The organism is Nonomuraea roseola (assembly GCF_039535395.1).
GTDB classification, from domain to species: Bacteria; Actinomycetota; Actinomycetes; order Streptosporangiales; family Streptosporangiaceae; genus Nonomuraea; species Nonomuraea roseola.
Genome location: NZ_BAAAXC010000012.1, coordinates 13,018 through 36,923 on the forward strand (window position 1 = coordinate 13,018; position 23,906 = coordinate 36,923).

Below are 23,906 nucleotides of genomic sequence, written 5' to 3' on the forward strand. Positions count from 1 at the left end.
GACTCCTGGGCTTCATCTGTGGGGTAGGCGATCCGTGAGTCCGACCCGCCGTACTGAGCGGCGTCCGTTGGGCCGGCGCAGAGTGTCCAGCGCCGCCGGTTTGGCGTTGCTGCTGGCCTCCGCGACGGCTTGTGCAAATGACGTGCCCGAGGCCAACTGGTCGCGCGGCCTCCTGCCGGAGAGCGTCACCAAGCAGGGCGAGACCGTCACGAACCTGTGGAACGGGGCGTGGATCGCGGCTCTGGCCACGGGACTCGTCGTCATCGTCCTGATCATCTGGGCGTGTGTCTTCCACCGCAGGCGCAAGAACTCGGCCGAGCTCCCTCCGCAGGTCCGCTACAACCTGCCGATCGAGATCCTCTACACGCTCGTGCCGCTCGTCATGGTGTCGGTGTTCTTCTTCTTCACCGCCCGCGACGAGACCGAGATCCTCAAGACCTCGGCCGCGCCCGCCGTGACAGTCCACGTGGAAGGTTTCCAGTGGAGCTGGCGCTTCACCACCGACGCCGGCGGCAAGACCGCCAAGGTCGTCGGCATGCCGGTGAGCGACTACCAGGCGGCCCAGGCGCCGGAGCTGGTGCTCCCGGTGAACACCCAGGTCCAGTTCAAGCTCGACGCCGACGACGTGATCCACTCGTTCTGGGTCCCCGCGTTCATGTTCAAGCGTGACGTGATCCCCGGCATCTCCGGCGAGAAGAACAAGTTCGAGATCACCACGCTGAACAAGCCCGGCACCTACGCGGGCCGCTGCGCCGAGCTGTGCGGCGTCGACCACAGCCGCATGCTCTTCAGGGTGAAGCTCGTCTCGCAGGCTGAGTTCGACCAGTACATGACGACCCAGGCTGGGAGCCCCCAGTGACCGCCATTCAAGCACCACCCGTCACGGCGCCGCCGACCCGCAAGGGCCTGGTGATCGCCAAGTGGATGTCCTCCACCGATCACAAGATCATCGGGCATCTCTATCTGATCACGTCGTTCATCTTCTTCCTGATCGGCGGCGTGATGGCGCTGATCATGCGGGCCGAGCTGGCGCAGCCTGGGCTGCAGCTCACCACCAACGAGCAGTTCAACCAGCTGTTCACCATGCACGGCACGATCATGCTGCTGATGTTCGCGACGCCGCTGTTCGCCGGCTTCGCCAACGAGCTGATGCCGCTGCAGATCGGCGCGCCCGACGTGGCCTTCCCCCGCCTGAACATGGTCAGCTACTGGCTCTACCTGTTCGGCAGCATCATCGCGGTCAGCGGCTTCCTGACCCCGAACGGCGCGGCCAGCTTCGGCTGGTTCGCCTACACCCCGCTGTCGAACGCCATCAGCTCGCCCGGCATCGGCGGCGACCTGTGGATCATGGGCCTGGCCCTGTCCGGTCTCGGCACCATCCTCGGCTCGGTGAACTTCATCACCACGATCATCTGCATGCGCGCGCCCGGCATGACGATGTTCCGTATGCCGATGTTCACCTGGAACATCCTGCTGACCAGCATGCTCGTGCTGATGGCCTTCCCCGTGCTGGCCGCCGCGCTGCTCGCGCTGGAGGCCGACCGCAAGCTCGGCACCCACATCTTCGCCCCCGAGACCGGTGGCGCGATGCTGTGGCAGCACCTGTTCTGGTTCTTCGGACACCCCGAGGTCTACATCATCGCGCTGCCGTTCTTCGGCATCGTGACGGAGATCCTCCCCGTCTTCAGCCGCAAGCCGCTGTTCGGCTACATCGGCCTGGTCGGCGCCACCATCGCGATCGCCGGTCTGTCGATCACCGTGTGGGCCCACCACATGTTCGCCACAGGCCAGGTCCTGCTGCCGTTCTTCTCGTTCATGACGTTCCTCATCGCGGTGCCGACGGGCGTGAAGTTCTTCAACTGGATCGGCACGATGTGGCGAGGCCATCTGAGCTTCGAGTCGCCGATGCTGTTCTCGATCGGCTTCCTGATCACCTTCCTGCTCGGTGGCCTGACCGGCGTCATCCTGGCCTCGCCGCCGCTCGACTTCCAGATCAGCGACAGCTACTTCGTCGTGGCCCACTTCCACTACGTGGTCTTCGGCACCGTCGTGTTCGCGATGTTCGCGGGCTTCTACTTCTGGTGGCCGAAGTTCACCGGCAAGATGCTCAACGACAGGATGGGCAAGGTCCACTTCTGGCTGCTGTTCGTCGGCTTCCACACCACCTTCCTGGTGCAGCACTGGCTGGGCGTCGTGGGCTTCCCCCGCCGCTACGCCGACTACGCGCCGACCGACGGCTTCACCGACCTGAACCTCATCTCGTCGGTGGGCGCCTTCGTGCTCGGCGCCTCGACGCTGCCGTTCTTCTACAACGTCTGGAAGACCTGGCGCAGCGCGCCGAAGGTCACCGTGGACGACCCGTGGGGCTACGGCGGCTCGCTGGAGTGGGCCACCTCCTGCCCGCCGCCGCGGCACAACTTCACCTCGCTGCCCCGCATCAGGTCCGAGCGCCCCGCGTTCGACCTCCACTACCCGCACGTGTCGGCCAAGCCTCTGGAGGGTGAAGCCCGATGAAGGTCCAGGGTTGGCTGTTCCTGCTCTGCGGACTGTTCTTCGCCGGCGTCGACGTCGTCTACTGGTTCTGGTCCAGGGAGCCCGTCGGCACCACGGCCATGGCCATCTCCGTCGGCTTCGCGTTCATGATCGGCTACTACCTGATGTTCACGGCCCGGCGCATCGGCGCCCAGCCGGAGGACAACAAGCAGGCCGAGATCAGCGACGGGGCCGGTGAGATCGGCTTCTTCAGCCCGAGCAGCTGGTGGCCGCTGTTCGTCTGCCTCGCGGCGGCGTTCGCGTTCGTCGGCTTCGTGATCGGCATGTGGATGTTCCTGATCGGCGTCTTCATGGTGATCATGGCGATGGTCGGGTTCGTCTTCCAGTACTACCGGGGTCACTTCTCTCACTGACCCATCCACGCTGAAGCGGGTGCCCTTGTCCAAGGGCGCCCGCTTTTGGCGTTTTTTACCGCGCACCGGATATGGCAAAACGGTTACGCAGGGTAGTAATGGGGCGTGAGGGGATTGCGGAGAGGGGAGTTCTCGTGGGGCGGTTGACTCAGGGATCGGCTGGTGTTCTGGCCCTCGCCGTACTGACCGCTTGTGCGGGCAGCGACAAGACCGAGGGGCAGGCCACGCCGAGCGCTGCGCCACCGGCGGCGAGCGTCCAGGTGCTGCCCGCCGACAAGGCGGGCAACGTGCCGACCGACCAGACCGTGCTCGTGGCGGCCAGGGGCGGCACGCTGCGGAGCGTCACCGTCACCGGCAAGGCGGGCACCCTGACGGGCGAGCTCAGCGCGGACGGCACGCAGTGGCGCAGCGAGCGCTACGCCACCCCCGGCGCCTCGTACACCGTCACCGCGCTCGTGGCCAACCCCGTGGGCCAGACGACGCGGACCACGACCACGTTCTCCACGGTCAAGGCCGACAGCACCTTCGGCATCGAGTACATCGCGCCGCACAGGGACGACACGGGACTGACCGTCGGCGTCGGCATGCCGATCATGATCACCTTCGACAAGGACATCACCGACCGCGTCTCGGTCGAGCGCAACCTCGTCGTGAAGACCTCCAAGCCGGTCGAGGGCGCCTGGCACTGGTTCGACGACAGGCACGTCGACTTCAGGCCGAAGAAGTACTGGCCCGCGCACACCAGGGTCCGCCTCGAGGCGCGCCTGGCCGGCGTGCGCGGCGGCGAGGGCATGTACGGCAAGCGCGACCACGTCCTCGACTTCAAGATCGGCCGAGAGCAGATCACCAGCGGGAGCACGCAGAACCACGTGCTGAAGGTGAAGCGCGACGGCAGGCTCGTCAGGGAGATGCCGATGAGCGCGGGCCAGGGCGGGGTGTGGAAGTACTACACGACGTCCGGCGTCCACCTGGCGATGTCCAGGGAGCCGGTCACCATCATGACCTCTCCTGGCATCGGTCCCGGCCAGTCGGGCTACTACCGCCTGACCGTCTACAACACCGTCCGCATCTCGAACTCCGGCGAGTACGTCCACAGCGCGCCGTGGTCGGTGGGCTCGCAGGGCCACGCCAACGTGAGCCACGGCTGCGTGAACGTCAGCCCCTCCAACGCGGCGTGGTTCATCAAGAACACGCTGATCGGAGATCCGATCATCATCACCGGCTCGCCGCGCAAGCTGGAGCCGACCAACGGCTGGGGCCACTGGCAGGAGGACTGGGAGCAGTGGCTGCAGTGGAGCTCGGTGAAGTCGGGGCTCACCGAGTCGCTCTAGGCCGCGGCCCCGCGGCGCGCCGCCCGCCCGGCCGGGCGGCGGGTGTCGTGGGCGCCGATCAGCCGAGCGGCAGGCTGGCGTGCACGGAGCGGCCGTCCGCGGTCGTGAGGGTGCCGCCGAGCAGAGCGGCGCGTTCGCGCATGCTGAGGCCCGGCGCCCTGGAGAGGCCGTCGTCGGCCACCAGGACCTCCAGGACGCCCGGACGCCATCGGAGGGTCACTCTGGCACGGGTGGCCGACGCGGCGCCGCTGAGGGCCTCCTGGACGATCCGGTAGGCCGACAGCTCCACGCCGGGGGCGACGGGGGCGGGGCGACCGTCCTGGACGAACTCCACGAGCAGGCCGGTACGGCGCGCGTCGTCGAGCAGGTCGGGCAGGTCGGTCAGGCGCGGCTGCGGCGTCCTGGAGGGCGGGACCCCGGTGAAGGCGCTCAGCACGCCCAGCATGCGCTGCAGCTCGCCCAGGGCCTGGCGGCCCGACTCCTCGGCCTCCTTCAGCGTGTCCCTGGCCCTCAGGGCGTTCTTCTCCATGGTCATGCGGCCGGCGCCGACCCCCAGGGTCATGACGCTGACGTGGTGGGCCACCACCTCGTGCAGCTCCTGGATGATCCTGGCCCGCTCGACGGTCTCGCGGGCGGCCAGGCGCTCGGAGGAGAGCGTGGCCGCCAGGCGGAGGCGGGAGCGCAGCAGCAGGAGCGCGACGGGACACAGGACGACCGTGGCGGCGGTGGCCAGCCAGGTCAGAAGAGGCGGCATGGCCGGGAGCGTAGGCCCCGGTCAGGAGGTTGACATCCGCTTGGCGGCGGATCTTCGCTCCACCGCCGTGCGGACCGTGCAGGCCGGGCGGCCTACGCGGGCGTCAGCGTGCGGCTGACCTCGATCCAGCGGTCGAGGGTTGCGGCGGCGCGGCCGGAGTCGACGGCCTGGACCGCGCGGGCGTAGCCGTCGATCATCGCCGAGTCGAGGTCGTCGCCAGGGCCGTCGGCGGCCACCAGGGCGGCGGCGGCGTTCAGCAGGACGGCGTCGCGGATCGGCCCCGTCTCGCCGCGCACCAGGTCGTGCACGGCCTGGGCGTTGAAGGCGACGTCGCCGCCGCGCAGCGCGCCGACCTCGGCTCGCGCGATGCCGAGCACCGCGGGGTCGAAGACCGTCTGCGTCGCGGCGCCGTCGCGCACCACCCACACCGTGGAGGTGGTGGCGATGGTGAGCTCGTCGAGCCCGTCGTCGCCGCGGAAGACCAGGGCCGAGACGCCGCGCTCGGCGAAGACGCCGGCCAGGACGGGCAGCATGCGCGCGTCGTAGACGCCGATGGCCTGCGCGGAGGGACGGGCGGGGTTGGTCAGAGGGCCGAGGAAGTTGAAGACCGTCGGCACGCCGAGCTCCTTGCGCGGCGGGCCCGCGAAGCGCAGCGCGGGGTGGTAGACGGGCGCGAAGCAGAACGCGATGCCCGCCTCGACCGCCACCCTGGCGGTGGACTCGGGCGGCAGGTCGAGCCTGATGCCGAGGTACTCGAGGACGTCGGCGGCACCGCACGAGGAGGAGGCCGCGCGGTTGCCGTGCTTGACCACCCGCACGCCCGCGGCGGCGGCCACGATCGCGGCCATCGTGGAGACGTTCACGGTATGGGCGCGGTCGCCGCCCGTGCCGACGATGTCGACGACGGGCCCTTCCACCTTCAGCGGGGTCGCCAGCTCCAGCATCGTCCGCGCCAGGCCGGTCACCTCGGCGACGGTCTCGCCCTTGGCGCGCAGCGCGATCGCGAACCCGGCGATCTGGGCGGGCGTGGCCGACCCGGACATGATCTCCCGCATCGCCCACGCCGTCTCGTCGGCGGTCAGGTGTTCCCCCGAGAGGAGGGCCGACAGCAGCGCGGGCCAGGTGGTGCGAGCGTCCATGGAGAACCTACTTCGCGTTGAGTCGGGTGGCGGAGCGCTGCCTCATGAGCCCGGCGACGGCGTCGGCCAGGGCGATCGGCTCCAGCGGCTGTGAGACGACGGCGTCGGCGCGCGACCAGTTGGCCAGCCAGCGGTCGTCCTTGCGCGCCACGAGCAGCAGGATCGGCGGGCAGTCGTAGACCTCGTCCTTGGCCTGCTTGCTGACGCCCATGCCGCCGGCGGGCTGGGTCTCGCCGTCGAGCACGGCCACGTCGACGGTGCCGGAGTCGAGCAACTGCAGGACCTTGGGCTGGGTGGCGCACTCCACGATCTCCACCAGCGGGACGTCGGCTGCGGGACGGCGCCCGATGGCCTGCCGTACCTGCTCGCGGGTTCCCGCGTCGTCGCTGTAGACGAGGACCCTCATCGTGTCGTCGGTGCTCACGGTCGCAGCTCACTATCGGTGGTAGCGGTATGGTCACCTGGGATCGTACCGGTGCCCCTGCACAGATACCCAGGCCGCCGGGCTCGGCGGGCGTTTTGCCCTAATTGTTCCAGGTTGAGGGCAGCTTCGGACCCACTAACGGGGGGTCGTGCGGCGACCCGACCACTGGAGCCGCAATAATGCTGCCCGTGGCGACAGCATCCGCAATTACAACGACGACGACAGCTCATTCGTCCCGCAGGCCCAATCTGGTCAGCGTCGGGACGATCGTGTGGCTGTCCTCTGAGCTCATGTTCTTCGCGGCGCTGTTCGCGATGTACTTCACCATCCGGTCAGTGAGTCTCGGCGAGGGCAAGCCCTGGCCCGAGGCGCATCTCAACGTTCCGTTCTCTACGGTCAACACGATCATCCTGGTCCTGTCGAGTGTGACGTGTCAGCTTGGCGTGTGGGCCGCGGAAAAGGGTCAGGTCGGCAAGCTCCGCTTCTGGTACTTCGTCAGCTTCCTCATGGGCGCCGTCTTCGTCGGCGGCCAGATCTACGAGTACATGCAGCTCGCCCACGAGGGCGCGACGCTCTCCGCGAACCCGTACACCTCGGTGTTCTACCTGACCACGGGCTTCCACGGGCTTCACGTGACCGGTGGTCTGATCGCGTTCCTGTTCATGCTGGGACGCACGTACGCCGCGAAGCGCTTCACGCATGAGCAGGCGACCAGCGCGATCGTCGTGTCGTACTACTGGCACTTCGTTGACGTCGTCTGGATCGGCCTTTTCGCGACCATCTACATCATCCAGTAAGGAAACGGGGATCTCTGTGACTAGGATCACCGCTCGGCGGCGGCATCCGCTCGCGAGATACGCCGTCCTGCTTTTCGCGTTGGCGCTGGTCGGGGGGGTGTACACCCTCCTCTCGCCGGCCAGCAGGCCGGCAGACGCCGCTCTGGCGTCCGGCAAGGCCGACGACGTCGCAGAAGGCAAGAGCCTCTTCCAGGCGCACTGCTCGAGCTGCCACGGCCTCAATGCTGAGGGCACGTCCACCGGTCCCACGCTCGTCGGCGTGGGCGCGGCGGCGGTCGACTTCCAGGTGAGCAGCGGCCGCATGCCGGCTGCCAACCCTGGCGCCCAGGCGCCGCGCAAGCCCGTCGCGCCGTGGGTCAACGAGGACACCACCCGCCAGCTGGCCGCCTACGTGCAGTCGCTCGGCGGCGGGCCCGTCGTCCCCGACAAGAACGCGGTCGACCCCGCGCAGGGCAACGTCGCCAGGGGCGGCGAGCTCTTCAGGGCCAACTGCATCCAGTGTCACAACTGGACCGGCGCGGGCGGCGCGCTCACACTGGGCAAGTACGCGCCCAACCTGAACGAGGCGACGCCCACCCAGATCTACGAGGCGATGGCCACGGGACCGCAGGCGATGCCGGTCTTCAACGACTCCACGATCACGCCCGAAGAGAAGCGGGACATGATCGCTTACATCACGGACGTGCGGGAGCAGACCGACCCCGGCGGCTTCGGCCTGGGCCGCATCGGCCCGGTCACCGAGGGCCTCGTCGCATGGCTCGTGGGTATCAGCGCCCTCGTACTGGCCGCCATCTGGATCACCGCTAAGAAGCGACAGGCGTCATGACAGACAACGAACATGAGATCGAGCAGCCGGACGAGCGCGTCCCCAAGCGCGTGATCGGCACCCCTCCGCCGGGAAGCACGATGATCCCCGCCGAGGAGAAGAAGGTCGACGACGAGGTTCCCGGCGTCTACTACCCCGACGAGGCCAAGGCTCGCAAGGGCGAGAGGATCGTGGCGCTCTGCTTCACGATCACCGCCCTCGCGGGCATCGTGTTCATCGTCAACTACGTGGTCTTCCAGGTGGGCGACGTCGACAGCACGGCGGTCTCCAACCTCGCGCTGGGCGCGCCGCTGACGCTGGCGCTGCTCGGTCTCGCGGCCGGCATCGTCGTCTGGGTCCGCCAGGTCATGCCGAAGTACACGCTGATCCAGGAGCGCCACGAGATGGCGACCGACTCGGCGACCAGGTCCTACGTCTCGGAGACGTTCGTCCAGGGCGCCAAGGAGAGCGGCTTCGTCAAGCGGCCGCTGCTGCGCCGTACGCTGCTGCTGGCCTCGGCCCCGCTGGGGCTGATCCCGCTGGTCCTGCTGCGTGACCTCGACAACTCCAAGATGCCCGCCTCGGCCTTCCACAAGGAGCTACGGCACACGGTGTGGGGTGGCAAGACCAAGGAGGGCAAGCCGCTCAAGCTGGTCGTCGAGGGCACCGGTCAGCCGATCAGGGCCGCCGACTTCAACTCGCCCGGCGGCATCCTGTCCGTGGTGCCCGAGGGCTACGAGCACGACATGAACGCCCTGGCCAAGGCCACGCTGATCCTGATCAAGTTCAGGCCCGAAGAGATCAAGTCGGGCGTGAACAAGAACTGGACCCACGACGGCATCGTGGCCTACTCCAAGATCTGCACGCACGTCGGCTGCCCCGCGGCCCTGTACGAGCAGACCACGCACCACATCCTGTGCCCCTGCCACCAGTCGACCTTCGACGCGGCAGACGGCGCCAAGGTCATCTTCGGCCCGGCCGCCAGGCCGCTGCCGCAGCTGCCCATCGGCGTCGACGAGCAGGGTTTCCTGATCGCGAAGGGTGACTTCGCCGTGCCGGTCGGCCCCAGCTTCTGGGAGCGCGGCGACGCCGAGGCCAAGGCAAGGGAAGGGGGCCAGGCATGAGCGACATGACGGCTGTTCCCAAGGCCATCGCGGGTCCTTCGAGCTACCTCGACGACCGCATCGGCGCGGGGACCTTCCTCAAGCGCAACATGCGCAAGATCTTTCCCGACCACTGGTCGTTCCTGCTGGGTGAGATCGCGCTCTACTCCTTCATCATCCTGCTGCTGAGCGGGACGTTCCTGACGTTCTTCTTCAAGCCCAGCATGATGCACGTGATCTACGACGGTCCTTACGACCCGCTCAAGGGCGTCGTGATGTCCGAGGCCTACGCCTCGGCTCTGGAGATCAGCTTCGAGGTGCGCGGTGGTCTGCTGATGCGGCAGATCCACCACTGGGCGGCGCTGCTGTTCGTGGCCGGCATGATGGTGCACATGCTCCGCGTGTTCTTCACGGGTGCATACCGCAAGCCGCGCGAGCTGAACTGGCTGATCGGCGTGCTGCTGCTGACGCTTGCGCTGGCCGAGGGCCTGACCGGCTACTCGCTGCCTGACGACCTGCTGTCGGGCGCGGGTCTGCGGATCACCGAGGGCGTGGCGATCTCGCTGCCGCTGGTGGGCACGTACATCACCTTCTTCCTGTTCGGCGGGGAGTATCCGGGTGAGGATGTGATCGCGAGGTTCTACTCGCTGCACATCCTGCTGATCCCTGGCATCCTGCTGGCGTTGATCTCGGCGCACATGGTGCTGATGTGGGTGCAGAAGCACACGCAGATGCCGGGCAAGGGGCGCAACAACCACAACGTGGTCGGCGCGCCGTTCTATCCGGCGTTCATGCTGAAGGCCGGCGCCTACTTCATGTTCACCTTCGCGGTGGTGGCGGGCCTGGCGACCTTCGCGCAGATCAACCCGATCTGGGCGTTCGGCCCCTACACGCCGGCCGACATCTCGGCGGGTTCGCAGCCCGACTTCTACATGGGCTTCCTGGAGGGCTCGCTGCGGCTGATGCCGCCGTGGGAGATCAACCTGTTCGGCACCAGCGAGTTCGGCACGCTGCCGCTGAGCGTCATCATCCCGGCTCTGGTGCCGATGGGCATCGTGATGACGGGCCTGGCGCTGTATCCGTTCGTGGAGCGGTGGGTGACCGGCGACAACCGCGAGCACCACATCGCCGACCGTCCCCGCAACAACCCGCACCGCACCTCGATCGGCATGGCGGCCATCACGTTCTACGGCGTGTTGTGGCTGCTGGGCGCCAACGACGAGATCTCGGCCTTCTTCCAGATCAGCCTGAACTGGACGACCTACATCGGCCGGGTGCTGGTGCTGGTGGGTCCGGTGATCGCCTACATCGTCACCTACCGGATCTGTCTGGGTCTGCAGCGCTCCGACGCGGCGGTCATCGGGCACGGTGTGGAGTCGGGCGTGATCAAGCGGCTGCCGCACGGTGAGTTCATCGAGGTCCACACGCCTGCGGCGGAGGACATCGAGGCGCACCTGCGTGGCAAGGAGGCGATCCCGCAGGTCGAGGTGGACGCCGACACCGAGGGCATCCCGCCGAGGGGCATGCGCGGCCCGCTGGGCAAGCTGCGCGGGCGGATGTCGAAGGCGTACGGCGGGGAGAAGATCCCGCTGGACGACGGCCACGGGCACGAGCACGGCGAGGAACACGCCGAGATCGGGCCGGGCGGCGACGACCGCAGCCTGACGCACTGACGCACGAAAGCGCCGCCCCGGACCGCATCTCGCGGTCCGGGGCGGCGCTGTTTTTCCGGCCCGATTCCGGCCGTCGCATCGCGGCCGCGGGAGGGGCAGGTCGTGGGACGCGCCTGGGAGGTCGGCCACGCCGCAGGCGATGGTCCGACGACCTCCGGGCCGGTCGCGGTAGGCGTTCCCTGGGCCCGAGGCGAGCCGAGACCCGGGAGGACGCGGCGTCTAGCGCTGCTCGGCGCTGTCGCTGCGCATGAGCTTGTAGACGCCGTACAAGGTCTCCAGCCCGCCGACGATCATCAAGACCACGCCGATCTTCGACGGTGTGAACACGACGATCTCGACGTCGAGTCCGAACTGCCACAGCAACACTCCGCCGACGAAGGTGGCCAGACCGGTCAGGAGCGTCTTGTGGGCGGGGGCCATGGAGACCTCTTTCGATCACGGGCGGACACAGAGGTCCCTTGCTCGCGTAACGGTAGTGAAGGGCAAGGTCCGGAGGCTTCCTGCGCGCTGAGGAGATCACGCTACATCTTTCGGGTGACACCGCCGCCCGCCGTCCTCTGGATCTGATCGACGTCGCTGAGCGGCCAGGAGAACGCGCGTCACCGCCATGGGTGCTTCCGCATGGCCCCGATCAGTACGGGCATCGCGACCACCAGGGCGACCCCTCGCAACACGCCCGCGACGGGGTAAGGCGCGCGCAACCCGAACGTGTACGCCACCAGCCCACCGGCCAGCGCCCCGAGCGGGATGAGCCCCCATCCGAGCATCCTGTAGACGCTGTTCACCCGGCCGAGCAGGTCGGACGGGACGATCTGCTGCCTGAGGCCGACGGTCACGACGTTCCAGAGCGTGGTGACGAAGCCGTTGACCGCCAGCAGGCCGCCGAGCACGACGGCGTTCGGACTCAGCCCGATCCCGACGAAGACGACGACGTTCGTGACCAGCGCCGTGAGCAGCGCGGGAAGCGCGCCGACTCTCTGCACGGCACGCGCGCCGACCAGGCCACCGAGCAGGCCGCCGACCGCGGCCGCTGCGAGCAGCAGGCCGTATCCGGGCACGTCGAGGCGGAGCGTCTGGGTCGCCAGCAGGACGAGTGTCGCGTTGCCGAGCTGGCCGCAGAAGGTGTTGACGCCCAGCAGCAGCGCGAGGGTGCGCAGCAGCCGGTGACGGGCAAGCCAGCGCAGGCCGTCCGCGATCGCCGCGCGCAGCGGCGGGTGCTCGATCCGCCTGCGCGTGCGCCTGGGCAGGGTCGCCAGCAGGACGGCGGACAGGGCGAAGGTGGCGGCGTCCATCCCGAACGGCAGCGCCACCGCGACCGCGAACAGCAGGCCGCCGATCGGCGCTCCCGCGAACTGCTGGCCGATCAGCGTGATCGTCTGCTGGTAGCCGTTCGCCTGGTGCAGCAGGGGTCTGGGGACGAAGTCGGGCAAGATCGCCTGGGCCGCGTTGGCGAAGACGATCTCGCACGTCCCCAGGGCGAAGGCGGTGACGGCCAGCACCGGGATGCCGATGTGCCCGGACGCGGCGAGGACCGCGACGGCTCCGGCGATCGCCGCCTGGACGGCCTGCGCGCGCCACATGAGGGCGACGCGGTCGTAGCGGTCGACGAGCGCGCCGGCGGGCAGGGAGAGCAGCAGCCAGGGGAGATACGTCGCCGCGGACACGACCGACACGAGCCTGGGATCGCGCGTGAGCGTGACGGCCAGCAGCGGAACCGCCGCGGCGAACGCCCCGTTGCCGACGTTGTTGATCCCCGCCGCCCACCACAACCGCCAGTAGGCCGCGGGCAGGCGTGGATTCGTGTCCTGGTCCATGCCGGGATCGTCGCGGCGCAGGGCGCGATCACGACAGCATGTAGGCCGGTGCTACATACTCGAGGCCGTGGCCCTGACGATCGATCTCGGTGTGGCCGAGCTGGCGGCGACCCGATTCGCGATCTCGCCGCTGTCCGAGACGGTCTCCGCACTGCAGCAGCTCGGCGATCGCGATCGGCAGGCGATCCACCTGCCGTGGCTGCGATGGGCGGCGGACGAGCTGGCCAGGCATCCACTCGACCTCTCGCGCACCTGGCCGCTGATCGTGAGCGACCGGCTGGGCTGGCCGGAGTTCCTTGTCCCTGCCCCGCGCGGCGCGGGGACGTCCATCGAGGACGACCTGGCGGCGCTGCGAAGGACGACCGCTCCCCAGGTGCGGGCCAGCCTCCTGCGGGTGTTCGGCGACGACCCGCCCGCCGCCGTCGCGGAGCTCGCCGCGCGACCGGTGGCGGGCCTGCGCGCGATCGCCGCGGAGCTGCGCACGGCGCACGACAGGCTCATCGCGCCGCACTGGCCCAGGATCCGCGCGGTACTCGATGCGGATGTCGTCCATCGCGCCAGGCAGCTGGCCGCCGGCGGCGTGGAGAGGCTGTTCACCGATCTGCATCCGGACCTGCGATGGCGCGACGGCCGGCTGATGCTGGGGGGAGCGCGCTGGCGGGCCGAGCGGGCCGTGAACCGGGGGCCGGGCGGGCTGGTCCTCATGCCGGTCGTACTCGGCTCGCCGTACGTGCTGATCAAGAAGAGCACGTCCACGCAGACCACGGTGCGATATCCGGCGCGAGGCGTCGGGGCGCTGTGGACGGCGGGGACGCGGGCGCCCGCGGGGAGCGCGGTCCGGCTGCTGGGCCGGGCGCGGGCCGACCTGCTCGAGGCGCTGCGCTCTCCCACGACGACGACGGAGCTGGCTCGAGCCCTCGGCGTCACGCCCAGCGCGGTGTCACAGCACCTGGGCGTGTTGCGGGAGAGCGGGCTCGTGGCCAGGGAGCGGTCCGGGCGCCACGTGCTGTACATGACGACCGCGCTCGGTGCGACCCTACTGGGGATGACCTAGCTGGAAGTGCCAGATGACCATCGCGGGCACGCCGGCCACGGCTGCCTTCGCCGCCTCGGGCGCCAGAGCACTCAGGCACCACGGCCACAGGTCCCACGGTCCCAGCGTCGCGGGCTCGCCCGCGGTGTCCCCTGGCCGGTCCGCCATCGACATCCGCGGCTCCTCGCACCGCCGTACCTGCAGGCCCACCGGCAGCGCGGCGCGCAGGTAGTCCCCGGTCAGGTGGCGATAGCTGGCCACCCGTGCCCGTGCGCCGTCAGGCCGGCGCACGGGCGGGATCACGCCCCGCCCCACCCCTTCGGCGTGGATGTCCGAGATCACCAGGTGCCCGCCCGGACGCAGCACCCTGGAGAACTCGGACATCACCGGCCCGAGCGAGGGGACATGCGTCAGCGCCAGGGAGCACACGATCAGGTCCACGGCGTCGTCGGCGACCGGCAGGCCGGCCAGCTCGCCGAGGCGGAACTCGCCCTTCGGCACCCGCTCGCGCGCCCGCGCGAGCATATCGGGCGAGCTGTCCACGCCGAGGACGTGGTGGCCGCGCGCGGCGAGAGAGGCGGCGACCCGGCCGGTGCCGCACGCGGCGTCCAGGGCCACGCCCACCGGCAGCGTGTCGACGATCGCCTTCACCAGGGGCTCGTCGAAGTCGAACGCCGAGTTGGGGGCGTCATAGGTGTCCGACCAGATCCGATAACCCTCGACCGTCTCCACGCGGACGACCTCGACTGCGGCGCTCGCCAGCGACTCGTCGTCCAGCAACCTTCGGATCTCGGCGATGCGCGCCTCGACGAACGCGTGGTCGGACTCGCCCTCCCCCGTGAAGGAGCGCAACAGCGCGATGCCTTCGATGCCGAGCAGGTACGCCAGCGGGTGCTCGTAAATCACCGGCGCCACGCTAACGAGACACACCCCGGCAGAGCCATCGAATTACTCGGTCTCCGGTGGAGCGGGGGAAGGGCGTTCGTTCCCCGCTCAGGCGGTCACCCCGACGCTCGGACCGGCGGTCAGTCGGATTCGGTGAGGCCGAGGGAGAAGGCGGCGTCGAGGTCGTGCTTGGAGTAGGTGCGGAAGGCGATGTGGGTGGAGGTGGCCAGCACGCCCGGCACCTTGTTGAGCCGCCCGGGGATGACCTCGGCGATCTGCTCGTAGGCGGGCACCCGCACCATGGCCATCAGGTCGTATTCGCCGGTGATCGAGTAGACCTCGCTGACCCCGTCGATCTCGGCGATCGTCTGCGCGATCTCCGGAATCCGGTCCACCTCGGCGTTGATGTGAACGATAGCCGTGACCATGCCCCAACTGTATCGGGTCACCGCAGCGGCCGTCCCTCGCGCCTGGTGCGGTGGTCGAGGCGCTGGTAGGCCAGGTCGATGCGGGCCTTGTGGCGGGCGGCTCCGTGGGCGGGCAGCGCCCAGTCGCCCTCGACCTCGACCAGCCGCACCCCGGGCGACTCGAGCCAGCGCAGGATGCACTCGGTCTCCTCGGCGCTGGCGGCGTGGATGGGCCCGGGGCCGGGGATGACGGTCTCGGCGGTGGCGACGAGGGCCTCGACGAAGGGGGTGGGGTGCGCGCCCCGCGGCATGTGGCCTGCCGCGGTGAGCCTGCCGTAGCGGATGACGTGGATCTCCCAGCCGCCGTCGAAGGCGGGGCTGGCGGCGACCATCTGCGGGATGCGGGTGAGGGCGGTGAGGCGCTGCATGCGGGCGGCGGCGCGGACGTAGGAGGCGAGCCTGTCGCGGTCGACGGAGGCCTCCTCGTAGCGCTGCTCGACCGACAGGCGCTCCATGCGGGCCTCGAGGGCGGTGTAGACCATGGAGACGTCGCTGGCCATCGCGCGGCGGGCGCTCTCGACGTGGAGGGCGTAGTCGGCGGGGCTCTCCCGCCCCTCGCACGGGGCGCCGCAGCGGCCCATCTCGTGCAGGACGCAGGCGGGGCGGGAGGCCTTGAGCGTGAGCCGCTCGGTGCACTGGCGCAGGGGGACGGCCTCGTGCAGGGCCGTGCGGGCGTCGTCGGCGGCCTTGGCGCTGGTGAAGGGGCCGAGGTAGGCGGCGCCGTCGTCCTTGAGCTCGCGGACGATGGACAGCCGGGGGAAGGCCTCGTCGGTCAGCTTCAGCCAGACGACCTTCTCGGGGAAGCGCGACTTGCGGTTGTAGCGCGGCTTGGTGCCGCCGATCATGCGCAGCTCCCTGACCTCGGCCTCCAGGGGGGTGGCGCACACGATGTGGCGGACCTGCTCGGCGATGCCGATCATCTCGCGGATGCGGGGCCTGGTCTCGCTGGCGGTGAAGTAGGAGCGGACGCGGTTGCGCAGGTTGGTGGACTTGCCGATGTAGAGGACCTCGCCGCGCGAGTCTTCGAAGAGGTAGACGCCGGGGGCGTGCGGCACGCTCTCGGCGAGGTGGCGCTTGCGCTGCTGCTCGGGGGTGGGGGCGCGGACGAAGGACTTGAGCTCCTCGAGGGTGTGCACCTGGAAGGAGCCCGCCCTGGCGATGAGGCCGTGGAGCACGTCGACGGTGGCCCTGGCGTCCTGCAGGGCGCGGTGGCACGGCTCGGTGGGGCTGCGGAAGAACCTGGCCAGCGTGCCCAGCTTGGCGTTGGGGATCTCGTCGCGGGTCAGCACTCTGCGCGCCAGGTCGACGGTGTCGACGACGGGATTGGCGGGCGGCGGGTAGCCCTGGGCGGCGCAGGCGGCCTTGATGAAGCCGGTGTCGAAGGCGGCGTTGTGGGCCACCAGCGTGGCGCCCGCGATGAACTCGAGGAAGCTGGGCAGCACCGACTCGATGCGCGGCGCGGCCATCACCATCGCGTCGGTGATGCCGGTCAGCACCGAGATGAACGGCGGGATCGGGCCGCCTGGATCGACCAGGGTCGCGAGTTCGCCGATCACCTCGCCGCCGCGCACCTTCACCGCGCCGATCTCGGTGATCGCGTGCTCGTGCGCCGAGCCGCCGGTGGTCTCCAGGTCGAAAACGACGAAGGTGACCTCGCTCAGCGGAGTGCCGAGCTCGTCGAGAGTGCCTTGAACCGCGTCCACGTTCAAAGACCATAGAGAGGTCGACCGACAGTTATCGGGACGGCATGGCGATCAGCGGGATGACCAGGCCGGCGTCGAACAGGCCGGCTCCGGACGGCGCCCCGCCCCGCCGCCACCGCCGTGACGGTAAGGACGGGTCCAGGCCGTGACCTCATGGGGGTCGATTATTCGTTACTCTCCCCTGTATGTCCGGGGGACGACTCGCCGGCCGCTACACCCTGATCAGGCCGCTGGGCAGCGGCGGTATGGGGAAGGTCTGGCTGGCAAGAGACGAGATGCTTGACCGCGAGGTCGCGGTCAAGGAGCTCACCCTGCCCGAAGGGCTCGACGAACAGGGCAGGGCCGAGGCCGTGGCCAGAGCGGCCCGCGAGGCGCAGGCCACGGCCCAGCTTCGCCACCCCGGCGTGGTCGCCCTGCACGACGTGCTGGTCGAGTACGGCAGGCCCTGGCTGATCATGGAGCTCCTGCGCGGCCGCACCCTGGGCGAGGCCATCGCTCAGGACGGCCCGCTGCCTCCCTCCACCGTCGCCAGGATCGGCGCCGACGTGCTGGAGGCGCTCACCGCCGCCCACTCACGCGGCCTGCAGCACCGCGACGTGAAGCCGGGCAACGTCTTCCTCACCGACAGCGGGCGCGTGGTGCTGACCGACTTCGGCATCGCCAGGCAGGAGGGTCAGGCCACGCTCACGCAGGCGGGCCTGATGATCGGCTCGCCGGGCTTCATCGCGCCCGAGCGGCTGGAGGGCGAGTCCGGCGGGCCGCCCAGCGACCTGTGGTCACTGGGCGCGACGCTGTACGCCGCCGCCGAGGGCGTCTCGGTCTACGAGGGCTCGGCGATGGAGCGCATCCAGGCGACGCTGACCCTGCCGCCTCGGCCTCCGCACCGGTCGGGGCCGCTGGCTCCCGTGCTGACCGCGATGATGGCCCGCCACCCTGCCGCCAGGCCCGACCCGTGGAGCACCGTCCACGCCCTTCGCCAGGTCGCCGCGGGCCAGGAGGCCCCCGCGCTGGCAGGTCAGGACCTGACGGTGCCCGGCAGGGTCGGCAAGAGGCGCGGCTGGCTGGTGTGGGCGATCCCCGCGACGGCCGTCGCGGTGGCGGCGGCGGTGGCCGCCGCCGTGATCTTCTGGAGGTCCCCTGGGCCTCCCACCGCGTTCACCCTCCCCGTGGACGTGTGCGGGCTGCTGACGCCCGCCCAGGTCGGCGAGGTGCTCGACAGCGGCCAACCGCCCAAGGGCGTGCAGAGCGCCGTGGAGGGCGCCGACAGGATCGGCGTGGCCTGCAACTGGACCGTCCAGGGCAGGGGCGTGGGAGTGGTCGCCCAGCGCGACTCCGACACACCTCACCCCTGGTCCATGACCCCCGAGTCCGCGCACCGGCTGCTCGAGAACCAGCGCGCCTACATCGGCAGGTTCCCCGAGCTGCAGTGGTCGTGGAAGGAGATCGGCGCCAAGGGGCCGTTCACCGCGCAGATCGGCAAGCCCAAGCCGCTGCAGGGCGTGGGCGAGGAGGGCTACACCTACGAGCTGAGCGCCCAGGGCAGGGTCCACACCGCCGTGGTCTACTACCGCCTGGCCAACCTCGTCATCCAGGTGGAGTTCACCACGCTGGCGAGCAGGCCGACCGACGACCAGGTCAGGCAGACCGCGCTCACCGCCGCGAGGCAGACCGAGCAGGCGCTGCGGAGTCAGGGCTGACGGGCATGGAGTACGTGCTGGCAGGCCGCTACCGGCTCGCGGAACGGCTCGGCGAGGGCGGCGCGGGCACCGTCTGGCGCGCCAGGGACGACAGGCTCGGGCGCGACGTGGCGGTCAAGCAGCTGCGCATCCCGCAGGAGCTCGACGCGGCGGGCCGGCAGGCCTTCGTCGACCAGGCCATCCACGAGGCCAGATCGGCAGGACGGCTGCGCGACCCCGCCATCGTGCTGGTCCACGACGTGGTGCTGGAGCAGGGCCACCCCTGGATCATCATGGACCTGGCCAACGGCCGGTCGCTCGACAAGATCGTCAAGGAGAGCGGCCCGCTGCCTCCGCACATCGTGGCCCGTATCGGCCTGCAGGTGCTGTCGGCGCTGGAGGTGGCCCACGCGCACGGCATCCTGCACCAGGACGTCAAGCCCGCCAACATCCTGCTCGACGCCGACGGCACCGCCATGCTCACCGACTTCGGCGTGGCCGCCCCCATGGGCGGCGTGGGCGGCGGCGGCTCGCCCGGCTACATGCCGCCCGAGCGGCTCAACGGGCTGCCCGCGGGCCCCGCTTCCGACCTGTTCGCGCTGGGCGCCAGCCTCTACACCGCGGTCGAGGGCAGGGCGCCCTTCCACCGCGAGATGCAGGCCGCGGTGGCCGCCGCCGTCCTGCTGCACGACCCGCCGCCGCCGCTCAGGGCGGGGCGCGAGCTGGGCAGGCTGATCCTCGACCTGCTCGCCAAGGACCCGAACAGGCGGCCGCTGCCGCACGAGGTGCGCCAGCGGCTGAGCGGCTCCCAGAACACCGCGCCGACCGCCTACAGGCCGCGCCGCAAGTGGAAGCTGCCCGCCGCCCTGGCGGCCGTCGCGCTGGCGGGAGGGGGAGCGCTGGTGTACGCCTTCGCCGTCCCCCACGTGGAGCAGGGGCGCTTCGCCGCCGCGCCCGACGCGTGCGCGCTGCTGCCCGAGGCCCAGGTCAGAGCCATGCTCGGCGGCGACGCCCGGCGCGAGACGCCGAGGCAGGGCGAGTGCGTGTGGAAGGTGTGGAAGGGCTCGAGGCCAGGGCGCTCGATCACCGTGCGGGTCGCCACGCACGCGCCGCAGGGCAGGCACGGTGGGCCCGAGGTCGCCAAGCTGCTGTTCGACAACGACAGGGCGGCCGCCTCCGCCGCGAACGGCACGTCGTTCAGGAAGACCGTCTCCACCGTCAGGGACGTTCCCGGCGTGGGCGAGGCTGCCTACGCCCAGGACACCTTCGAGACCTACGCCACGTCCGACGACGGCACGGGCAGGGCGTGGTGCAGGGTGGCGCTGCGCGGCAGCAACCTCACCGGCGAGATCGTCTACCACGTCGTGGAGGTCAAGAAGGCCGACACGGACGCCCAGCGGACGGCCGTCACCGCGGCCGAACAGGTCGCGGCCTCGCTGAACGGATAATCCGGTGCAAGCCTTTTGCAACCAGGACCACTAGCATCCATGCCCATGTCTTGGAATCAGGACGAGCCCCCGACCAACCCCTACCGCGCGCCGGACTGGCAGTTCCAGCAGGTCCCGACCGTGCCGGTGCAGCCGCCCTCGCCGCCGCCCAGGCGGCGCGCCTGGGTGCTGCCCACGGTGGCGGCGGGTGTCGCGGTGGTCCTGGTCGGCGGCGCCGCGGGCGCCTACCTGCTGTACGGCAGGCCGACCTCCTCCGACGCGCCCGCCAAGCCCACGGCGGGGACCGAGGCTCCCACGCGGCCCGCCGCCACGCAGCCGGCGGCCGCGGCGGTCCTCGACGTCTGCGCCATGCTGCCCGTGGCCGAGGTCGACAGGCTGGTGCCGCAGGCGGCCGTCGCCAAGCGCTCGCGCGAGGCGGGCTTCGCCGTCTACTCCTACTGCGACCTGAGCAACCGGCGCATCTCCCACGGTGAGTTCTGGCGCAGCCGCGAGATCAAGGCCAGCATCGCCCAGCACAGGGGCGAGGGGCCGAAGACCGGCAGGGCGCAGGCGCAGGCCCTGTACGATTCCGAGCTCGGTTTCTTCACCTACAAGGCCAAGAACGAGCCGACCGACGAGAAGAAGGACCCGGGGGAGAAGAACTACAACTCCGCTGTCAAGCACTATCCAGGGGTGGGCGACGGCGCCTTCGGCCAGTACACCTGGAGTCGCGACAAGTCGCTGTGGTACTCCTTCGGCGAGGGCAGGGCCCGCGTGGGCGACATGATCATCGAGGTCAGGTACCAAGCGAGCCAGCAGCGCAAGGACGCCGACTTCCTGTCGTCGAAGACCACCCAGTCGGTCAGCGAGGAGAACGCGCTGCGCGAGGTGGGCGTGCTGCTGACCCACCTGGCCAAGGGGGCGGCCGCGTGGAAGGCCGCGCACCCCGGCGAGCTGGCCAAGGTCGAGCCCAGCCCCTCGCTGACCCCGACGCCCACCCCCTCGCCCAGCGCGTCGCCGACGATCGTCGCGCAGCTGCCCGTGACGTGCAGGCGGATGTCGCCGGCCATGATGAAGCTCGTGCCGGGAGCCACGGAGCGGGCCAAGGCGGGCACCTCGGGCGGGGCGCAGGAGACCGAGTGCCGCTGGCTCAACCTGAAAATCCCCGCGGGCGAGGGCCGGCGCAAGATCCTCAGCGCCATGGTCACGATTCAGCTCTTCGCCAACCGCGCGGGGGCCGCCGACCCCGGCGCGGCGAAAGGCCAGTACGCGACCCAGCTCGGCAACGCACAGAGCACGGAGAGCAGCGCCCTGGGCGGCATCCGGTTCGGCAAGATCGAGAAACTGGGCGACCTCGGCGACGAGGCCTACGTCCAGTACTGGGTGGACAAGAAGAACACCGTCTTCAACGGCAGCGGCGACGTCCTGGTGCGCGTGGGTCCCGCGCTCGTCCGCGCCTCCTTCGCCGGGGCCGAGCTCGGGGTCGACGAGGCGACCAACTCGCCCAAGGTCAAGGTGCTGGGGGAGAAGGAGGCCCGTGAGGGGGCGCTGACCGTGGCCAGGGCCGTCGTCGACTCCCTCGGCCAGTCGGGGCTGAAGAAGGACGAGTGAGAAGGGGAGAGCTGACGGCCCACGCGCGTCAGCTCTCCCTCCGCAGCAGGAACGGCTCCAGCAGCCCTGGCACCGCCTGGGCGGCCAGGTCGAGTCCCTCGCCCGCGTCGACGTCGAGCACGTCGTAGTGGCCGTCGCCCGCCGCGGTGGTCGCGGCGACCGTGATGAGGCCGAGGCGGCGCTGGAAGAACGACTGCCTGATGCGCCAGCCCACGATGCCGCCCCTGTCGAGCGCGACCGTCGTGCGCAGCGCCGAGCCCGCCCTCGTGAGCAGGTGGCTGCCGGTCAGGCGGTGTCCGAGCCCCCGGTAGGCGTCGAACGCCAGGGCCGGCGCGACAGGCAGCGCGATCAGCGGCAGCGCCCACGCGGCGGCGGGGATCCAGCCGGTCAGCAGGTCGGCGACGGCCATGGCGGCGGCGAGCGCGCCGACCGTGGCCAGCGCCGGCCTTATCCGCCTGCTCCTGGCGGCCTTCGGGTGCGGCCGCAGGTCGTCGAGGCCGCCGGCCATGGCGACAGGCGAGGGAGAGGCGTGCAGAACCCTGGAGGCGACGCGGACCGCCTCGGCGCGGGGCATCGGCGGGGTCAGCGCCGACACCTCCTCGCTCTCGTCGCCCTCAGCCTTGCGCAGGCCGACGGCCACCGCCCTGACCTTGGCGCCGCCGCCCAGCCTGAGCAGCAGCGGCTCGGCCACCACGACCCCCGCGCAGCCTGCCCGTCTCCAGCGTGAGCGAGCGCCTGGTGAGCATCCCCCTGCGCACGCGCAGCGTGCCCGCCTCCCGCTCCAGGCGGTAGCCGCCCCACGTCTCGGCGAACAGGCCCACCGCGCCGACCAGGCCGACCAGCAGGCTGCCCGCCACCACCACGGGCACGGAGATCCACGGGTTGGCGATCAGCCACTCCCACGCGGCCTTGGCCATCGAGGTGCTGAACACGTCGAGACCGAAGATGTCCAGCACCTTCTTGAGCGCGCCGATCGCCACCGCGCCTCCGACGAAGACCCAGATCGACAGCGGGGCGTAGCGGACCCACTGCCACCGCAGCCCGGCGAGGACCTGGCCGCCGTCCTCCTGCGCGCTCTCCCTCGCCGCCACCCCCGACAGGAGGGTACGGCGCAGCGACTCGGCCTCGGCGGCGGCCAGCCCGTTGAGCGTGAGCTCGGCGCTCTCGCCCGAGGTGTGCTCGCCCGTGCCGACCTTGACGACGGCCAGGCCGAACGCCCGCCGTACGACGTCGGCCTTGACGTCGACGCTGCGCACGCGGTCACGGGGGATCGCGCGGCGCTGGCGCGTCAGGATCCCGACGCGCAGTTCGAGCCGCTCGGCCGTGAGCCTGAAGCGGGTGGTGCGCAGGCGCGCCACGCCGTGGACGTAGGCGGCCACCAGCACGAGGAGCACCGCGCCCGCCGCTCCGGCGGCCACCAGCGCGTACGGCAGGTCCATGCCGAGCAGGATCCTGGTGGCGCCGATCCCCGCGGGCGCGGCGACGGCCAGCGACAGCACGGCCGTGGCGAGAGGGACCCTGCGGTGGAGCGCGCTCCACGCCACCTCGACGGCGGCTTCCTGACGTGTGCTCACGTGGCGTCTCCCGGCGTGGCCTGGGTGACGGCGGTGAGCCTGGCGGCCAGCTCGGCGGCGAGCTCGTGGTCGAGCGCCTCGATCTTGATGGCGCCCGCCGACGAGGCGGTGGTGACGGTCACGTCGGCCAGGCCGAACAGGCGCTGCACGGGTCCGCGCGCGGTGTCGACGGTCTGGATGCGTGACATCGGCGCGACCCGCCAGGTGTGGGTGAGCCAGCCGGAGCGGACGTAGACCGCCTCGTCGGTGATCTCCCAGCGCTGCACCCTGTAGTAGGCGCGCGGCGCGAGAGCGGCCAGCAGCAGGCAGGCCGCGGCGAGCGCGGCCACCGCGAAGCCCAGCGCCGGCGAGTGCGGGGCGAAGAACCAGTAGCCCGCCACTGCGGCCGCCGCCAGAGGCACCGCCAGGAGGAAGGACTGGACGGTCCACCAGGCGATCGCGCGCGGGTCGGCCAGGTTGCGGGGCGGGCGCAGAGTCAGTTCGGCCACGGCTCAGCTCGCCTCCTTCTTCTTCATCGAGTCGCCGGCGGCCAGCAACGCGAAGCCGAGGACGCCGAGGGCGATGCAGGCGAAGACCTCGTAGCCTTCGAGGAACGGCAGGCGGTTGACGAGCAGGAGCCCGTGCGCCCATCCCCACCACCCTAGGACGGTGTTGATCAGTCCTCCGACGCCCTGGATGAGCAGGATGGTGCCGGCGATGTCGAGAAAACCCTTCATACGTCCCAGGCTGCTGTTCCGGGCCTGCCATGGGCGTCGGCCAGAGGTTGAGAGCGGCATCGACTTTG

The 23,906-nt window shown here is 70.4% G+C and carries 24 protein-coding genes; 12 read left to right on the forward strand and 12 right to left on the reverse strand.

The window, feature by feature from the left end; all coding sequences use genetic code 11:
- Positions 1–100 precede the first annotated feature (100 nt).
- The 4 genes from ctaC (at position 101) to ABFX55_RS12135 (ending at position 4,237) form a co-directional block, all read left to right on the forward strand.
- Positions 101–859 (forward strand): aa3-type cytochrome oxidase subunit II, encoded by a 759-nt coding sequence (gene ctaC / locus ABFX55_RS12120; RefSeq protein ID WP_312895917.1) that lies wholly within the window; start codon positions 101–103, stop codon positions 857–859.
- Positions 856–2,514, forward strand: a complete 1,659-nt coding sequence (gene ctaD / locus ABFX55_RS12125) for an aa3-type cytochrome oxidase subunit I (RefSeq protein WP_428834761.1) — start codon at positions 856–858, stop codon at positions 2,512–2,514. The genes ctaC and ctaD overlap by 4 nt, the downstream gene beginning before the upstream one ends.
- Positions 2,511–2,906 carry a cytochrome c oxidase subunit 4 gene (locus tag ABFX55_RS12130; protein WP_183658737.1) on the forward strand — a complete coding sequence of 132 codons (396 nt, stop codon included), beginning with the start codon at positions 2,511–2,513 and terminating at the stop codon, positions 2,904–2,906. Before ctaD ends, ABFX55_RS12130 begins: the two co-directional genes overlap by 4 nt.
- Positions 2,907–3,040: 134 nt before the next feature.
- Positions 3,041–4,237, forward strand: coding sequence for a L,D-transpeptidase (locus ABFX55_RS12135; protein WP_346120483.1), 1,197 nt, complete (start codon positions 3,041–3,043; stop codon positions 4,235–4,237).
- A 58-nt stretch (positions 4,238–4,295) separates the two neighbouring features.
- Here ABFX55_RS12135 and ABFX55_RS12140 read toward each other — a convergent pair whose 3' ends face one another.
- From ABFX55_RS12140 to ABFX55_RS12150, 3 genes are all read right to left on the reverse strand, one after another.
- Positions 4,296–4,991 carry a sensor histidine kinase gene (locus ABFX55_RS12140; RefSeq protein ID WP_346120485.1) on the reverse strand — a complete coding sequence of 232 codons (696 nt, stop codon included), beginning with the start codon at positions 4,989–4,991 and terminating at the stop codon, positions 4,296–4,298.
- A gap of 92 nt (positions 4,992–5,083) precedes the next feature.
- A complete protein-coding gene (gene trpD / locus ABFX55_RS12145) occupies positions 5,084–6,130 on the reverse strand; it encodes an anthranilate phosphoribosyltransferase (protein ID WP_346120487.1) in 1,047 nt (348 codons plus the stop codon).
- A gap of 7 nt (positions 6,131–6,137) precedes the next feature.
- Entirely contained in the window at positions 6,138–6,536 is a 399-nt protein-coding gene (locus ABFX55_RS12150) for a DNA-binding transcriptional response regulator (RefSeq protein WP_346121963.1), read from the reverse strand.
- Between the two features lie 197 nt (positions 6,537–6,733).
- On the opposite strand from ABFX55_RS12150, the gene ctaE reads away from it, so the two are divergent.
- Genes ctaE through qcrB form a run of 4 tightly spaced genes read left to right on the forward strand, consistent with a single transcriptional unit; the run spans position 6,734 to position 10,932 of the window.
- The gene (ctaE, locus tag ABFX55_RS12155; RefSeq protein WP_183658745.1) at positions 6,734–7,351 is read left to right on the forward strand and encodes an aa3-type cytochrome oxidase subunit III; all 618 of its coding nucleotides are present in this window, start codon (positions 6,734–6,736) and stop codon (positions 7,349–7,351) included.
- Positions 7,352–7,367: 16 nt separating this feature from the next.
- Entirely contained in the window at positions 7,368–8,177 is an 810-nt protein-coding gene (gene qcrC / locus ABFX55_RS12160) for a cytochrome bc1 complex diheme cytochrome c subunit (protein ID WP_183658748.1), read from the forward strand.
- A complete protein-coding gene (qcrA, locus tag ABFX55_RS12165) occupies positions 8,174–9,280 on the forward strand; it encodes a cytochrome bc1 complex Rieske iron-sulfur subunit (RefSeq protein ID WP_346120489.1) in 1,107 nt (368 codons plus the stop codon). Before qcrC ends, qcrA begins: the two co-directional genes overlap by 4 nt.
- On the forward strand, positions 9,277–10,932 hold the full coding sequence (qcrB, locus tag ABFX55_RS12170; protein ID WP_346120491.1) for a cytochrome bc1 complex cytochrome b subunit: 1,656 nt from the start codon (positions 9,277–9,279) through the stop codon (positions 10,930–10,932). Before qcrA ends, qcrB begins: the two co-directional genes overlap by 4 nt.
- 219 nt (positions 10,933–11,151) lie before the next feature.
- Here qcrB and ABFX55_RS12175 read toward each other — a convergent pair whose 3' ends face one another.
- Both ABFX55_RS12175 and ABFX55_RS12180 read right to left on the reverse strand, forming a co-directional pair.
- Positions 11,152–11,352: a DUF5708 family protein gene (locus ABFX55_RS12175; protein ID WP_346120493.1), complete on the reverse strand. Its 201-nt coding sequence runs from the start codon at positions 11,350–11,352 to the stop codon at positions 11,152–11,154.
- Between the two features lie 179 nt (positions 11,353–11,531).
- Positions 11,532–12,746 carry an MFS transporter gene (locus ABFX55_RS12180; RefSeq protein ID WP_346120494.1) on the reverse strand — a complete coding sequence of 405 codons (1,215 nt, stop codon included), beginning with the start codon at positions 12,744–12,746 and terminating at the stop codon, positions 11,532–11,534.
- A 67-nt stretch (positions 12,747–12,813) separates the two neighbouring features.
- On the opposite strand from ABFX55_RS12180, the gene ABFX55_RS12185 reads away from it, so the two are divergent.
- Entirely contained in the window at positions 12,814–13,800 is a 987-nt protein-coding gene (locus ABFX55_RS12185; protein WP_346120496.1) for an ArsR/SmtB family transcription factor, read from the forward strand.
- Here the strand turns inward: ABFX55_RS12185 and ABFX55_RS12190 are convergent.
- The 3 genes from ABFX55_RS12190 to ABFX55_RS12200 all read right to left on the reverse strand — a co-directional run bounded on the left by ABFX55_RS12190 (position 13,783) and on the right by ABFX55_RS12200 (position 16,834).
- Positions 13,783–14,685 (reverse strand): class I SAM-dependent methyltransferase, encoded by a 903-nt coding sequence (locus ABFX55_RS12190; RefSeq protein ID WP_346120498.1) that lies wholly within the window; start codon positions 14,683–14,685, stop codon positions 13,783–13,785. The genes ABFX55_RS12185 and ABFX55_RS12190 overlap by 18 nt on opposite strands.
- Before the next feature lie 119 nt (positions 14,686–14,804).
- The gene (locus ABFX55_RS12195) at positions 14,805–15,092 is read right to left on the reverse strand and encodes an Lrp/AsnC family transcriptional regulator (protein ID WP_183658760.1); all 288 of its coding nucleotides are present in this window, start codon (positions 15,090–15,092) and stop codon (positions 14,805–14,807) included.
- A 17-nt stretch (positions 15,093–15,109) separates the two neighbouring features.
- Positions 15,110–16,834 carry a DEDD exonuclease domain-containing protein gene (locus ABFX55_RS12200; RefSeq protein ID WP_346120501.1) on the reverse strand — a complete coding sequence of 575 codons (1,725 nt, stop codon included), beginning with the start codon at positions 16,832–16,834 and terminating at the stop codon, positions 15,110–15,112.
- 185 nt (positions 16,835–17,019) lie between these two features.
- Between ABFX55_RS12200 and ABFX55_RS12205 the strand changes: the two genes are divergently transcribed.
- The 3 genes from ABFX55_RS12205 to ABFX55_RS12215 are packed head-to-tail and all read left to right on the forward strand — an operon-like array spanning position 17,020 to position 21,548.
- Positions 17,020–18,531: a serine/threonine-protein kinase gene (locus ABFX55_RS12205; RefSeq protein ID WP_346120503.1), complete on the forward strand. Its 1,512-nt coding sequence runs from the start codon at positions 17,020–17,022 to the stop codon at positions 18,529–18,531.
- A 5-nt stretch (positions 18,532–18,536) separates the two neighbouring features.
- Positions 18,537–19,958 (forward strand): serine/threonine-protein kinase, encoded by a 1,422-nt coding sequence (locus ABFX55_RS12210; RefSeq protein WP_346120505.1) that lies wholly within the window; start codon positions 18,537–18,539, stop codon positions 19,956–19,958.
- Positions 19,959–20,003: 45 nt separating this feature from the next.
- Entirely contained in the window at positions 20,004–21,548 is a 1,545-nt protein-coding gene (locus ABFX55_RS12215; RefSeq protein WP_346120507.1) for a hypothetical protein, read from the forward strand.
- A gap of 28 nt (positions 21,549–21,576) precedes the next feature.
- Here the strand turns inward: ABFX55_RS12215 and ABFX55_RS12220 are convergent, their stop codons facing one another.
- Genes ABFX55_RS12220 through ABFX55_RS12235 form a run of 4 tightly spaced genes read right to left on the reverse strand, consistent with a single transcriptional unit; the run spans position 21,577 to position 23,838 of the window.
- The gene (locus ABFX55_RS12220) at positions 21,577–22,239 is read right to left on the reverse strand and encodes a PH domain-containing protein (protein ID WP_346120509.1); all 663 of its coding nucleotides are present in this window, start codon (positions 22,237–22,239) and stop codon (positions 21,577–21,579) included.
- Positions 22,163–23,122 carry a PH domain-containing protein gene (locus tag ABFX55_RS12225; RefSeq protein ID WP_346120511.1) on the reverse strand — a complete coding sequence of 320 codons (960 nt, stop codon included), beginning with the start codon at positions 23,120–23,122 and terminating at the stop codon, positions 22,163–22,165. Before ABFX55_RS12225 ends, ABFX55_RS12220 begins: the two co-directional genes overlap by 77 nt.
- Complete coding sequence (locus ABFX55_RS12230; RefSeq protein WP_346120513.1) at positions 23,119–23,610, reverse strand: PH domain-containing protein; 492 nt, start codon at positions 23,608–23,610, stop codon at positions 23,119–23,121. Before ABFX55_RS12230 ends, ABFX55_RS12225 begins: the two co-directional genes overlap by 4 nt.
- 3 nt (positions 23,611–23,613) lie before the next feature.
- Entirely contained in the window at positions 23,614–23,838 is a 225-nt protein-coding gene (locus ABFX55_RS12235; RefSeq protein WP_183658775.1) for a hypothetical protein, read from the reverse strand.
- Positions 23,839–23,906: the final 68 nt, after the last annotated feature.